This is a genomic window from Rhodococcus sp. YH1, assembly GCF_009939605.1.
GTDB lineage: Bacteria > Actinomycetota > Actinomycetes > Mycobacteriales > Mycobacteriaceae > Rhodococcus > Rhodococcus aetherivorans.
This window is the reverse complement of the sequence record NZ_WVTE01000052.1, coordinates 1-13,726: the sequence shown is the minus strand read 5'-3', so window position 1 is coordinate 13,726 and position 13,726 is coordinate 1. Positions and strand designations below refer to the sequence as shown.

Annotated in this window: 12 protein-coding genes; 5 read left to right on the top strand and 7 right to left on the bottom strand. The window is 72.0% G+C overall.

Annotated elements, in window-relative coordinates; translation table 11 throughout:
- Positions 1-41: 41 nt before the first annotated feature.
- On the bottom strand, positions 42-1,277 hold the full coding sequence (locus tag AIIKEEIJ_RS05595) for a cutinase family protein (RefSeq protein WP_161995142.1): 1,236 nt from the start codon (positions 1,275-1,277) through the stop codon (positions 42-44).
- Between the two features lie 229 nt (positions 1,278-1,506).
- Between AIIKEEIJ_RS05595 and AIIKEEIJ_RS05590 the strand changes: the two genes are divergently transcribed.
- On the top strand, positions 1,507-2,178 hold the full coding sequence (locus AIIKEEIJ_RS05590) for an FABP family protein (RefSeq protein WP_029541483.1): 672 nt from the start codon (positions 1,507-1,509) through the stop codon (positions 2,176-2,178).
- A 356-nt stretch (positions 2,179-2,534) separates the two neighbouring features.
- Here AIIKEEIJ_RS05590 and cydC read toward each other — a convergent pair whose 3' ends face one another.
- The 5 genes from cydC to AIIKEEIJ_RS05565 form a co-directional block, all read right to left on the bottom strand.
- Positions 2,535-4,196, bottom strand: coding sequence for a thiol reductant ABC exporter subunit CydC (gene cydC / locus AIIKEEIJ_RS05585; RefSeq protein WP_029541479.1), 1,662 nt, complete (start codon positions 4,194-4,196; stop codon positions 2,535-2,537).
- Positions 4,196-5,935, bottom strand: coding sequence for a thiol reductant ABC exporter subunit CydD (cydD, locus tag AIIKEEIJ_RS05580; RefSeq protein ID WP_161995141.1), 1,740 nt, complete (start codon positions 5,933-5,935; stop codon positions 4,196-4,198). The genes cydC and cydD overlap by 1 nt, the downstream gene beginning before the upstream one ends.
- Positions 5,932-6,969 (bottom strand): cytochrome d ubiquinol oxidase subunit II, encoded by a 1,038-nt coding sequence (gene cydB, locus AIIKEEIJ_RS05575; RefSeq protein ID WP_006930194.1) that lies wholly within the window; start codon positions 6,967-6,969, stop codon positions 5,932-5,934. Before cydB ends, cydD begins: the two co-directional genes overlap by 4 nt.
- A 10-nt stretch (positions 6,970-6,979) precedes the next feature.
- Positions 6,980-8,476, bottom strand: a complete 1,497-nt coding sequence (locus tag AIIKEEIJ_RS05570; protein WP_161995140.1) for a cytochrome ubiquinol oxidase subunit I — start codon at positions 8,474-8,476, stop codon at positions 6,980-6,982.
- 212 nt (positions 8,477-8,688) lie between these two features.
- Positions 8,689-9,534, bottom strand: coding sequence for an aminodeoxychorismate lyase (locus AIIKEEIJ_RS05565; RefSeq protein WP_029541472.1), 846 nt, complete (start codon positions 9,532-9,534; stop codon positions 8,689-8,691).
- Between the two features lie 54 nt (positions 9,535-9,588).
- On the opposite strand from AIIKEEIJ_RS05565, the gene ygfZ reads away from it, so the two are divergent.
- The 4 genes from ygfZ to AIIKEEIJ_RS05545 all read left to right on the top strand — a co-directional run bounded on the left by ygfZ (position 9,589) and on the right by AIIKEEIJ_RS05545 (position 12,753).
- Complete coding sequence (gene ygfZ, locus AIIKEEIJ_RS05560) at positions 9,589-10,719, top strand: CAF17-like 4Fe-4S cluster assembly/insertion protein YgfZ (protein ID WP_043801598.1); 1,131 nt, start codon at positions 9,589-9,591, stop codon at positions 10,717-10,719.
- Positions 10,716-11,390 (top strand): MOSC domain-containing protein, encoded by a 675-nt coding sequence (locus AIIKEEIJ_RS05555; RefSeq protein ID WP_006930202.1) that lies wholly within the window; start codon positions 10,716-10,718, stop codon positions 11,388-11,390. Before ygfZ ends, AIIKEEIJ_RS05555 begins: the two co-directional genes overlap by 4 nt.
- Positions 11,387-12,361 (top strand): asparaginase, encoded by a 975-nt coding sequence (locus AIIKEEIJ_RS05550; protein ID WP_161995139.1) that lies wholly within the window; start codon positions 11,387-11,389, stop codon positions 12,359-12,361. Before AIIKEEIJ_RS05555 ends, AIIKEEIJ_RS05550 begins: the two co-directional genes overlap by 4 nt.
- A gap of 182 nt (positions 12,362-12,543) precedes the next feature.
- Positions 12,544-12,753 carry a DUF3073 domain-containing protein gene (locus AIIKEEIJ_RS05545; RefSeq protein ID WP_006930206.1) on the top strand — a complete coding sequence of 70 codons (210 nt, stop codon included), beginning with the start codon at positions 12,544-12,546 and terminating at the stop codon, positions 12,751-12,753.
- A 252-nt stretch (positions 12,754-13,005) separates the two neighbouring features.
- On the opposite strand, the gene purM is transcribed toward AIIKEEIJ_RS05545, so the two are convergent.
- Positions 13,006-13,726, bottom strand: a 721-nt coding sequence (purM, locus tag AIIKEEIJ_RS05540) for a phosphoribosylformylglycinamidine cyclo-ligase (RefSeq protein WP_161995138.1), incomplete at its 5' end; no start/stop codon positions are given.

Below are 13,726 nucleotides of genomic sequence, written 5' to 3'. Positions count from 1 at the left end.
CGTGCCCGTTCCTCCGGGAACGGGCCCGCCGTCGTCCGTGGTCAGTTCTGCGGCTGCCGGTCCGTCCGTTCGGCGTCGGCGAGCGCGACGATCCAGTCGACGATCCGCTCACTGTCCGAGTACCAGGGATCGTGCGGGTTCGTGTTCCAGTAGCCGATGTGCTGGATGAAGCCCAGCAGGAGGTACGGCTCGAGGAACAGGTCGACGATGCCGCTGTTGTCGTCGGCGAAGCCGGCTCCCTCGGCGCGCAGCTTCTCCACCACGACCGGCCGGCCCGGTCCCAAGGCCCAGTCGAGAATCTCCCGCATCCGTTCGGGGCTCACATCGGCGCTCGGGTCCACCGGGTACGTCGTGTCGACGACCTTGCGCAGCACGTCGAGGAGGGATTCGTCGGACTCCCACCAGTCGTCGCGGGTGACGATGTGGGCGGCCGCGCGGGCCGCCGTCACCGCCAGCGCACCGCCCAGGTCGCCGACGGTCTGCAACGGGTTCAGCAGCGTGAACCGCATCTGTCCGAGCACGCCGAGGACCAGTTCGAGCACCGCGATGTCCTCGGGTGCGTCGCACGCGACGTCGTAACGCCGGCACGAGTACACGACCCGGTCGGCCAGCGCCCCGTAGTCGGCGGGTTCCGAGGACATGAACCCGCCACCGGGCGGACCGGGCTCGCCCATCGAGTCGACCCCCGCCGGCCGGTACGGGTCACCGACGAGGACGACCCCCGCGATGTCGTCCGGTGCGACGTGGGCGTCGGCGGGCCGGTGCCCGAGTTCGCGGCTCACCCGTTCGATCACCTCGGCGCCGACGCTGTAGCCGACGAGCGCGAACCGGGTGCGCTCCCCGCAGGCGCTCTTGCGTTCGTCGAGGATGCGGTTGGTCGACGCGACGCCCGCCGCCACCGAGTCCTGATAGGTCGGCACGTCCTCGAACAGGCCCAGGCCGTAGGTGGCCGGGTACGGCACGTACATCCAGCCGATCGAGCCCGGACGGTCCGCGGTGGCCTCGCCGGCCGGGACCGTCACGTTGCCCACCCAGTTCGACCACAGCTGCCGCGACTCCTCGACCACGGGATCGCGGCCGGCCTCGGAGTCGGTGGCGCCGGAGACCGCGACGATCAGCAGGTCGGGGCACTCCAGGGCGTAGTTGTCGGGGTGGACGGCGGGCCCGGACGAACCGCTGCTCGACCCCGTCCCGGGGGCGGCGACCGCGACGGGCACGGTCAGGGACAGGGTCGCGAGCGCCGCAACAACCGGCAGCAGCAGACGGATGGGGCGCACACGACCTCCGAGTCGGACTTTCCGGACGAAAGGGCCCACACGGCCCACTGCACGGTACTATCCCGCGCGCCGCACTGCGCGCCCGGTGGGGACGTCGGTTTTCGCGCTCTCCGGGCGCCGTCTAGGATATGGCCGTGGTCATCTTCTTCGAAGCTCTCCTTGTCCTGGCGGCCGTGCTCATCACGTGGTTCGCGGTGTACGTCCTCTACCGTCTGGTGACCGATCAGCCGTGAGTGCCGAGTCCGGTGAGGAACGGGAGGTCGTCCGCGGGAGCGGCGACAAGGCGGTCGCGGACGCCCTCGAACGGGCCAAGGCGACTGCCGACAAGAACGTCCCGATCCTGAGCGGCCTGCCCGTCCCCGACGACACCGCAAACCTGCGCCTCGGCCCGGACATGCATCCGGAGCTGTTGGCGCTGCTGCCCATGGTGGGCGTGTGGCGCGGCGAGGGCGAGGGCAACGATCCTCGCACCGGCGACTACCGCTTCGGCCAGCAGATCGTGGTCACCCACGACGGCGGCAACTACCTCGTGTGGGAGGCCCGTTCGTGGCGCCTCGACGAGGAGGGCGGTTACCGCGGCCCGGACCGGCGGGAGAGCGGATTCTGGCGGGTCTCCGGCACCGGCGCGCCCGGCAGCGAGGATCCGGAAACCCTCGAGCTGCTCCTCAATCACAGCTCCGGCGTCGTCGAGCTGTACTACGGCACCGCCCTGACCCAGTCGTCCTGGGAGCTGGCGACCGACGTGGTGATCCGAAGCCAGTCCGGCGAGGTGGTCGGCGGCGCCAAGCGCCTGTACGGCATCGTCGAGGGCGGCGATCTCGCCTACGTCGAGGAACGCGTCACCGCGGACGGGGAACTGCAGCCGCACATGTCCGCGCGGCTGGCACGCTACATCGGCTGACCGCCCGGCACTCCTTCGGAACCGCCCTCCGGGCACGCGGCCCGTTCCGCCGGTCCCCGAGCCGAGGGACGTGGTCGCGCGGCCCGTGCACGGCCTCCGCCCACGGACGCGAACGGCCCTCGAGCGACGGACGCGAACGGCCCCCGAGCGCTACGCCGGGACGGATCGTCTCGGCGATTCCCGGTCGGACGGACCGGGAGGCTCGGGGGCCGGGTGACTGCGTGGTATTCGCCGGCCGCTGCAGCGGTCGACAATCCCGTCGTCGATGACAGCGGCTAGCGCGCAGCCACCTCACGTGTCCGATACTTCAATTCAGACCACCTCCTTTCTCGTGTACGCCCGAAAGTACGCCCCGCTCAGACCGCGGGCAACGAGTTTTTCCCCAGGCGAACGACGAGGTCGGCCGCGGTGTCGCCGGGCAGTTGGTGCGTGACGACGACGACGGTGCGCTCGGGCGCGACGAATCCGGCGTCCCGGTCCAGCAGCAGCCGCTGCAACTGCGCACCGTCGACGGCGTCGAGATGCTCGGTCGGCTCGTCGAGCAGCAGCACCCGTGCGGGGGACACGAGGGCCCGCGCGAGCAGCAACCGGCGCCGCTGGCCCCCGGAGACAGCCCGCGCACCGCCGGCCAGGGTGCTGTGCAGTCCGTCGGGAAGCCCGGCCACCCACTCCCCCAGCCCGACGTCGCCGAGCACGTCCAGCGCCTCGGCCTCGGTGAGGTCGCCGCGGGCCACCCGCAAGTTCTCCAGCACGGACGTCTCGAACAGGTGGGCGTCCTCGGCGAAGAATCCGGCCTTCTGCCGCAGGGCAGCCGGTTCGAGCTCGGCGAGCGGCACGCCGCCGAGGGTGACCGTCCCGGCGACGGGCTCGAGCAACCCCGCGAGGGTCATCAGTGTGCTGGTCTTGCCGCTGCCGCTGCTCCCGACGAGGGCGACGCGCGCGCCGGGTGGCAGGTCGAGCGTGAGGGGCCCGGCGTCCCGTCCGCCGGGCCAGCCGCTGCGCAGATCGACGGCACGCAGGTGGCACGGTTCCGCGACGGGCCGGGTGCCGTGCGGCACCGGCCGGTCGGCGCGGTCGAGCAGGTCGACGACGCGGCGCGCCGCGATCCGGGCGCGGGTGAGGGTGACGGCCGCGCCGGGCAGCGCCGCGCCGGCTTCGAACGCGGACAGGGGCAGCAACACGAGGATCCCGAGGGACATCGGGCTCATCCCGCCCTCGGCGAAGACCGCGATGCCGACGAGCAGCGACCCCAGGACGCTCGCCCCGACCGCGAGGGGGGTGGCGGCCTCCGCGTACGCGGCGGGGACGGCCGCGCGGTCGGTGGCCCGCACCGCGTCCACGCCCGCGCGGTGCGCCCGGCCGACGGCCTGCGGGAGCAGGCCCGCGACCCGCAGCTCGGCGGCGTGGTCGAGCGCGGTGACCGCGTCGCGGGAGAACCGGACGCGGGCGGCGGCGCTGTCGGCCTCGGCGCGGGCCGCGGCGCGGGCGGACAGCCACGGGGCCGCGACGCCGGTGACGAGCAGCGCGACGGCGAGGACCGCCGCCGCGGCCGGGGAGATCAGGGCGAGCCAGCCGACGGCGGCGAGGGCGAGGACCGCGGCGACGGCGATGGGCACCAGCGCCCGGACCACCACGTCCCCGAGGGCGTCGACGTCGGCGCCGGTGCGGGCGAGCAGGTCCCCGCGGCGCAGGCCGGCGGAGGCGACCGGGTCGCCGTCGGCGAGGCGCCGGTAGAGCCGGGTGCGAGCGGCGGTGGTGCCGCGCAGCGCGGTGTCGTGGCCGGCGAGCCGCTCGAGATAGCGGAACAGGCCGCGGGAGATGCCCAGGGCCCGCACCGCGACGACGGCGACCGTCAGGTCCAGCACCGGCGGCATCTGCCACGCACGGATGATCAGCCAGGCCGACAGGCCCGCCAGCGCCAGGGCGCTGCCCAGGGTGGCGACGCCGGCGGCGACGGCGGCGGCGACCCGGCCGGGGCGCAGTTCGAGCAGCGCCATCGCGCGACGCAGATCGTTCATCACCGCTCCCCCGTGCCGGAGGTCGCGTCGCTGTGGGAGCAGACCCGGACGACGGTGTCGGCGATCGCCAGGATGCTCGGGCGGTGCGCGACGATCACCACGGTGCGTCCGCGACGGGCCAGGTCCCGCACCGTCGCCAGGACCGTGGTTTCCGTCGCGTCGTCGAGGTGGGCGGTCGGCTCGTCCAGCAGCAGCACGGGCCGGTCCGCGGCGAGGGTGCGGACGAGGGCGAGCCGTTGCCGCTGCCCGAGCGACAGCCCGCTGCCGCCGGCGCCGACGACGGTGTCCCAGCCGTCCGGGAGCTCCTCGAGCACCTCGTCGAATCCCGTTGCCGCACAGATGTCGTCGATCCCGGCGGTGGTGAGGTCCACGCCGGTGAGGCGCAGGTTGTCGGCCAGCGTACCGGGGAGCAGCACGGGCCGCTGGGGCAGCCACGCCACCTGCCCCCACCACGCGTCGTCGGCCACCACGGGACGGCCACCGACCTCGACGCGGCCCTCCACCGGCGCGGCGAGGCCGAGGACGGCGAGCAGCGCCGTCGACTTGCCCGAGCCGTTCGCTCCGGTCAGCACGGTCACGGCGCCCGGCCGGCACACGGCGTCGAGCCGGAACGGGGCGTAGCCGTCGCGGCTCGCGACGCTGAGGCCGGTCAACGTCAGTTCGGCTGCGGTGGCATCGAATTCGGCGCTCTCCGACACCGCGGTGGTCGCGGGGGCACGGTCGAGGATCGTGAAGGCGCGCTCGGCGGCGGCCTTGCCGTCCTCGGCAGCGTGGAACTTCGCGCCCACCGTGCGCAGCGGCAGATACGCCTCGGGGGCGAGGATCAGCGCGACGATGCCCGCCTCGAGGGCCATGTCGCCGTAGACGAGGCGCAGGCCGATGCTCACCGCGATCAGCGCGACGGACAGGGTGGCGAGCCATTCGAGCACGGTGCCGGACAGGAAGGCCACGCGCAGCGCCGACATGGTCGTGCGGCGGTGGTCGTCGCCGAGTTCGCGCACCTTCTGCGCCGGCCCCTGCTCGCGGCCGAGCGCGCGCAGCGTGGGCAGACCGGCGATCAGGTCGAGCAGCTGGGCCGACAGCGTCGTCATGGTGCGCAGCGTGCGGTCGGCCTTGCCCTTGGTCAGCAGCCCGATGAGGATCATGAACGCCGGGATGAGCGGCAGCGTCACGACGACGATGATCGCCGAGGTGAGGTCCTGGAAGGCGATGACCACCACGGTGATCGGGGTGAGCGTGACGGCGAGCAGCAGGGCCGGCACGTACCCGGTGAGGTACTCGGAGAGCCCGCCGAGCCCGCGGGTGAGGACGGTGGCGATCTCGTCGCGGCGTGGTTCGAGTTCGCGCGGCGGCAACCGGGTCGCCGCCGCGAGCACCTCGTGCTCGAGTTCGGCGACGACCCGGCTCGCCGAGCGGTGCGCGAACCGGGACTGCACCCACGTGACGAGGGTCCGGACGGTGACGGCCGCGGCCAGCGTCAGCAGTTCGGTCCGCCATGCGCCGAGGTCGGTGGAGCCGGTGGTGAGCACCCCGGCGAGGACCGCACCGATCGCGAGTGCGGACACGACGATCATCGCGACGTTGATCGAGGCCGTGACGACGGCGAGCGCCAGATAGCCGCGGGCGGTGGCGGAGTAACGCCACAACCGTGGGTCGATCGGCCCGCGACGCCGCGGCGCGTCCGACGCTCCGGGGGCGGAGCCGAACGGACGCACCGGGGCGTCGGCGGGCGCGGTCATTTCGTCCCGAGCGACAGGCCGATGGACTTCGGGATGTGCTTGGTGGAGATGCGCTGGCGGAACACCCAGTACGTCCACCCCTGGTAGATCAGGACCACCGGGGTGACGATCACCGCGGCCCACGTCATGACCTTCAGCGTGTACGGGCTCGACGACGCGTTCTCGATCGTCAGCGACAGGGTGTCGCCGAGCGTGGACGGCATGACGTTCGGGAACAGCGAGCCGAACAACAGGACGACGGTGCCGACGATCGCGACGGTGGTGAACACGAACGCCCAGCCCTCGCGCTCCGCGCGGGTGAGGGCGACGACGGCGAGCAGCGCGGCCGCCGCGGCGCCGACGACGAGCCACGTCCAGGTCTTGCCGTAGGCGAGTTGCGTCCACACCACGAAGACACCGGCCACGACGACCGCCGGAACGGCGAGCCGGGCGGCGAGTTTCACGGCGTCCTCGCGCACCTCGTCGGCGGACTTCAGGGCGATGAAGACCGCGCCGTGCAGCGCGAACACCAGTGCGGTGGTCGCGCCGCCGAGCAGCGCGTACGGGTTCAGCAGGTCGAAGAAGCCACCGATGTACTGCTTGTTCTCGTCGATGGCGACGCCGCGGACGATGTTCGCGAACGCCACGCCCCACAGCACGGCCGGCACCCAGGAGCCGAAGACGATGCCCCAGTCGCAGCGCCGCCGCCAGGTGGGGTCGTCGATCTTGCCGCGGTACTCGATCGCCACGACCCGGACGATGAGGCCGAGCAGGATCAGCAGCAGCGGCAGGTAGAACCCGGAGAACAGGGTCGCGTACCACTCGGGGAACGCGGCGAACATCGCGCCGCCCGCGGTGAGCAGCCACACCTCGTTGCCGTCCCACACCGGTCCGATGGTGTTGAGCAACACCCGGCGGCGGGTGTCGGCCGTCTCGGTGCGGCCCCGGCCGAGCACCGGCATCAGCATGCCGACACCGAAGTCGAAACCCTCGAGCACGAAGTACCCGGTGAACAGCACCGCGATCAGGACGAACCAGACCTCTTGAAGTCCCATGACCGATCTCCTAGTACGCGAAGGACAGCTGCTTGGGCCGGCCGGTGTCGTCGGGTTCGTCGTCGTGCTCACCCGGCGGGTGGGCGTCGTGCGGCAACGGGCCCTCGATGGTGTAGCGGCGGATCAGCCAGAACCACACGACGCCGAGCGCGCCGTAGACGACGGTGAAGGCCACCAGCGAGGCGATCACGGCGCCGGACGAGCTGTTCGACACGCCCTGGTCGACGGTGAGCCGGATCATGTCCACGCCCGTCGGGTTGGGGTGCACGACCCACGGCTGGCGTCCCATCTCCGTGAAGATCCAGCCGGCGCTGTTGGCCAGGAACGGCGTGGGGATGGCGAGGATGCTCAACCAGCCGAACCACTTCTGGTCGGGGACGCGGCCGCGGCGGGTGACCCACAGCCCGGCCAGGGCCAGCGCGGCCGAGCCGGCGGCCAGGCCGATCATGGCGCGGAACGACCAGTAGGTGACGAACAGGTTGGGCCGGTAGTTGCCGGGGCCGAACTGCTCCTCGTACTGGTCCTGCAGGTCTTCGACGCCCTGCAGGGTGACGCCGGTGAACTCGCCCTGCGCGAGGTACGGCAGCACGAACGGCACCTCGAGGACGTGGATGACACCGTCGCAGTTGTTGTGCGTGCCGATCGTCAGGACCGAGAACTTGGGGTCCGTCTCGGTGTGGCACAACGACTCCGCCGACGCCATCTTCATCGGCTGCTGTTCGAACATGAGCTTCGCCTGGATGTCGCCACTGACGAAGAGCGCGACACCGGAGACGATCATGACCAGCATGCCGAGGCGGGCGGCGGGGCGGAACATCCCGCGGGCCTCACCCTCGAGCCGGTCGGCCTCGACCGGCTCGGCCTGCGCGGCGCGCCGCATGTTGCGCACCATCCACCAGCCGGCGATGCCCGCGACGAAGGTGCCGGCGGTGAGGAACGCCCCGGCGACGGTGTGGGGGAACGCCGCGAGCGCGGTGTTGTTGGTCAGCAGTTCCCAGATGCTCGTCAGCTCCGCACGCCCGGTCTCGGGGTTGTACGTCGCACCGACGGGGTGCTGCATGAACGAGTTGGCAGAGATGATGAAGTACGCGGAGGCGTTCACGCCGATCGCGACCAGCCAGATCGTCGCCAGGTGGAGCAGTTTCGGCAGCCGGCCCCATCCGAAGATCCACAGGCCCAGGAAGGTCGACTCGAGGAAGAACGCCACCAGGCCCTCGAGCGCCAGCGGGGCGCCGAAGACGTCCCCGACGAAGCGGGAGTATTCGCTCCAGTTCATGCCGAACTGGAACTCCTGGACGATGCCGGTGGCCACGCCGAGAGCGAAGTTGATGAGGAAGAGCTTGCCGAAGAACTTCGTCAGGCGGTACCAGTGGTCCTTCTTCGTGACCACCCACATGGTCTGCATGATCGCGATGAGCGGGGCGAGACCGATGGTCAGCGGGACGAGGATGAAGTGATAGACGGTGGTGATGCCGAACTGCCACCGGGACAGGTCCAACACATCCATGGCTACTCCGAGGTGACGCCCAGGGACAGGTTCCGAATCCGGGGCGCGGGCTCGGGGCCTCGGACTCTGTGCACAAGGGACCATCCGCCGCACGCGCCGGAGACCTTGTTACTACTAACAGTAGTAGAAGTGGACAGAAGCGTCGACGGTGTCGACCGACACATGCTTCCGATCGCGCGAGCGGCACGCCCCCGGCCGGGCCGCGGCGGCGCTCACTCGACCGCGGCGTCCACCAACGCCTCTACCTCACCGACCAGGGCACGGCGGGACAGGGCGTGCCCGTCGAGGGTGTGCACCCGCGCCGCCAGAGCGACGCTCGAGACGAGCCAAACACCTTCCGCCACAACAAGATCCGCAGGACGGACCGGCTCGTACCGCACCACGAAATTGTGGTCGCCCGCGACGTCGAACAGCGCCTGCTGCGTGGTGCCGGGCAGGATCCCCTGCTCCGGCGGCGGAGTGATGAGCGTGCGGCCGCGCGCAATGAGGACCGACGAACGTGGCCCCTCCAACACGTACCCCTCGCTGCTGATGTAGATCACATCGTCGGCGCCGAGCGACTCGGCGTGCCGCAGCGCCGCCATGTTCGTCGCGTAGGACAGGGTCTTGGCCCCGAGCAGCTGCCACGGCGCCTTCGACGCGAGATCCACCGAGTATCCGCGCTCGAGCGTCACCACGGACACCCCGTCCTTGCGGGCCTTGTACACCCGTTCGGCCACCGGCGTCAGCAACAGGAACGCGGTCGGTTCACTCCCGCCCTCCCGGCCGCGGGTGTACACCAGGCGCAACGCCCCCTCCCGCTCCGCGTCCCACTGCTCGATCGCGACCTCGATCGCCAGCCGCCAGTCGTCGCGCTCGGGGGCCGGCAGTCCCGCCGCCGCGGCGGACGACACGAGCCGGCTCAGGTGCTGTTCGACGGTGCGTGCCCGCCCGCCACGCACGAGGAGCGTCTCGAACACCCCGTCGCCGCGCAGCACCCCGATGTCGTCCGCGTGCAGCAGCGGCACATCCGCGTCCCGAACCTCGCCGTCCAGCGTCACCAGCACCCGCTCAGCCATGCGCACACCCTATCCATTCCTCCCGGTACAGACCCGCGCTCCTAGACTGGTGTCGTGGCCGACACTCCCTCCGTGACCGACAGCCCACTCCTTGCCCGCCCCGGCGCCGTCCCTGCGCCGGCCGGCACCCCCGACGCGGGACTGCCGTGGCACTACGGCGACCCGTTCGGTGAACAGCGCGCCGCCCTCACCGGCGTGGCCGTCGTCGACCGCTCGACCCGGTTCGTCGTCGCCGTTCCCGGCGAGGAGCGCCTGAGCTGGCTGCACACCATCTCGAGCCAGCACGTCGCGCAGCTGCGCGACGGCACCTCGGCGGAGAACCTCAGCCTCGATGCGCAGGGCCGCGTCGAGCACCACTTCGTGCAGACCGATCTCGACGGCGTCACCTGGATCGACACCGAGCCGCAGCGTGGACCGGACCTGCTCGCGTTCCTCACCAAGATGGTGTTCTGGTCCAAGGCCGAGCCGCGGGACGGCAACGAACTGGCCGTGCTCACCCTGCTCGGTCCGCACGCCGGCGATGCCGCCGTCCTGGCCGCGCTGGGCATCGACGCCCTGCCCGCCGACGTCTACGCCGCGGCCGCGCTGCCCGGGGGCGGGCTCGTCCGGCGCATGCCCTGGCCCACCGACGACGCCTGGGACCTTCTCGTACCCCGGGAACGGCTCGCCGACGTGTTCACCGCCCTCGTCGACGCCGGTGCCCGCCCGGCGGGCACCTGGGCGTTCGAGGCGCTGCGGGTCGTCTCGCTGCGCCCGCGCATCGGCCTCGACACCGACGAGCGCACCATCCCGCACGAGGCCCGCTGGATCGGCGGCCCGGCCGAGCGCGGCGCCGTCCATCTCGACAAGGGCTGCTACCGGGGGCAGGAGACCGTCGCGCGGGTGCACAACCTCGGCAAGCCGCCCCGGCACCTCGTCCTGCTGCACCTCGACGGTTCCGCCGAGGGCCGGCCCGAACCCGGCGACCCGGTGACCGCCGACGGTCGCGCCGTCGGCCGGGTGGGCACCGTCGTCGACCACTTCGAGCTCGGTCCCGTCGCGCTGGCCCTCGTCAAGCGGAACGTTCCCGTCGGTACGGCGCTCGTCGCCGGACCCTGCGCCGCGGCGATCGATCCGGACTCGGTGCCCGACGACGCCGCCGTGCAGGCCGGCCGGCTCGCCGTGGAACGGCTCCGCGGGCGGTGAGCCACCCGTACGTCCCGACCGGCCGGGTCGAGGCGGTCTGCGTGGTGCACGCCGTCCGCCACAGCGGCACCCGCCGCGTTCCGTACACCGCCATCGACAAGCGGCCCGTGCCCGGGCCCGTGCCGGTCCGGCAGCTCGGCCTGCACGGCGACCGGCAGTGCGACACCGCCCACCACGGCGGCCGCCACAAGGCCGTCTACGCGTACGCCGAGGACGAGGTGCGCCGCTGGGCCGACGAGCTCGGCCGCGAACTGCCCGCGGGTTGGTTCGGCGAGAACCTGCGCGTGAGCGGGATCGCCACGTCGGATGCCGTGATCGGCGAGCGCTGGCGGATCGGCTCCGCCGGCCTGCTCCTCGAGGTCACCGGACCGCGCACCCCGTGCGGCACGTTCGGGGTGTGGGCGCAGGAACCGGGCTGGGTGAAGCGGTTCGCGGCCCGCGGCGACACCGGCGCGTACCTGAAGGTGATCGTCGAGGGCCCGGTCGAGGCGGGCGACGGGATCACCGTCGTGCACGTGCCCGAGCACGGGGTGACCGTGCGGGAGCTGTTCACCGGCCGGGACCCGGCGCGGATCGCGGTGATGCTCGAACGGCAGGCCGACTTGTCCCCTAGTGTCGCCGACAAGGCTCGCAGACGAGTCGCCGGACGAGAGGTGCAGGTGGAGTATTGAGCGTCGAACTCGTGGAAGTGGTGCGGTCCGGATTCCGCGAATGCGTGCACCGCGGCTCGCTCGTCGTGGTCGGGCCGGACGGTGAGGTGCGGATCGCCCTCGGAGAGATCCACACGCCCGTCTACCCGCGTTCGTCGAACAAGCCGCTGCAGGCGGTGGCCCTGCTGCGCCACGGATTCGTGCCCAGCTCGACGGAGGAACTGGCCATCGCGACGGCCTCCCACGAGGGCGAGGAGGATCACGTCCGGCTCGTGCACGCGCTGCTCGCCGGGCACGGGTTCACCGAGGACGACCTGCAGTGCCCGCCGGACCTGCCGGGCAACGAACCGGCCCGCGCGACGATCGTCGCGGCCGGCCGCCCACGGCGGACGGTGTACATGAACTGCTCCGGCAAGCACGCGGCGATGCTCGCGACGTGCGCCGCGAACGGCTGGCCCGTCCGCGCCGAGCAGGACGAGCCGGGCTACCTCGACTCCGCCCATCCGCTGCAGCAGGCCGTGCTCGAGACGATCCTCGAGCTCGCCGGGGACGTGGAGGACACCGATCTCGGAATCGACGGGTGCGGACTGCCGATCGTGCCGCTACCGCTGTTCAACCTCGCCCGCGCCTATTCGCGGCTGGCGACGGCCGCGCCCGGGACGCCGGAACGGGCCGTCGCCGACGCGATCCGGCGTCATCCGCGCCTCGTCTCGGGCAGCGGCAAGGACGACGCCCGGCTGATACCCGCGGTGCCGGGGCTGCTGTGCAAGGCCGGCGCGGACGGCGTGCACGCGGGCGCCCTGCCGGACGGCACCGCGTTCGCCCTCAAGATCGACGACGGCCACGAGCGGGCCCGGCTCCCCCTCACGGCCGCCCTGCTGCACCACCTCGGCGTGACATGGTCCGAGGACCACGCGGAGCTCGCCTCGCAGCCGGTGCTCGGCGGCGGCATCCGGGTCGGCACGGTGCGGGCGATCCCCGGGGTGCTCTGAGCGCCACCGGCACCGCATTTGCCCAGGTCGCCTGTGGGTGAGACCAATCGGACACTGCCGCAACCAGGTGTGTGGAGGCGGAACCGACTTTTGCACGCTAGAGTGGTGGCCAGGAAAATACTCAATTAACCGGGGCCGCCAAATTCCCCAGGCCGCCCCGTCAAGGCGCGAGGGGGTTAGCCATGGGCCGCGGCCGGGCTAAGGCAAAGCAGACCAAGGTTGCACGGGAGCTCAAGTACAGCTCACCGGCCACCGACTTCGAGAGCCTCCAGCGGGAATTGTCTGGCGGTACACCCAACTCGCACCGGGACGAGGTCTTCGCGGACCAGCGTTCCGGCCCGGACGGTCGTTCCGCCTGGGACGACGACTACGACGACGACTGGCGTCGCTGACCCGAGCCTCACGCACGGGAGGGGGGAGTCGGACCACCGACTCCCCCCTCCCGCTGGGCACCCCTCCCCTCCGCCCGGATCCCGCACAGCTCTGCGGACCCGGTCGGGCGGTGAGGCGATCCCGAAAACTTCTTCATCACCACGACGCGCAGCGCCCGGGCCGTCCTGAACGGCCCGGGCGCTGCGTGTTTCGGGTATGGAGAGGTTCCGGGGTGGGGCGTTCCCGGATGCCGGACTCGGGCCGGCGCCGGGTCAGAACCGCGGGTGGTCGCCCACCAGCACGGCCCGCACGTCGTCCTGGTCCTGCGACTTGCGCACGGTGCCCAGGGTCCAGCAGTCGATGTGCCGCGCGGTGAGCACCGCGAGGGCCCGGTCGACGTCCTCGGGCGCGACGATCGCGACCATGCCGACGCCCATGTTGAAGGTCTTCTCCATCTCGGCCCGCTCGACGCGGCCGCGCTGGGCGATGAGCCCGAACACCGGAGCCGGGCTCCACGTGGTGCGGTCGAGTTCGGCGACGAGTCCCTTCGGCATCACGCGGGCCAGGTTCCCCGCGAGTCCCCCGCCGGTGACGTGGCAGAAGGTACGGACCTCGGTCTCGGCGGCCAGCGCGAGGCAGTCCTTCGCGTAGATCCGGGTCGGCTCGAGCAGTTCCTCGCCGAGGGTGCGGCTGAACTCGTCGACGTGTGCCGTCAGGCTCATCTTGCCGATGTCGAGAAGGACCTTGCGCGCCAGCGAGTATCCGTTGGAGTGCAGGCCCGACGAGCCCATGGCGATGACCACGTCGCCCGGGCGCACCCGGTCGGGTCCGAGCAGCCTGTCGGCCTCGACGACGCCGACACCGGTGGCGGACAGGTCGTAGTCCCCGTCGGCCATCACGCCGGGGTGCTCGGCGGTCTCGCCGCCGAGCAGCGCGCAACCGGCCTGGACGCAGCCGGCCGCGATGCCGCCGACGATCTCGGCCACCCGCTCG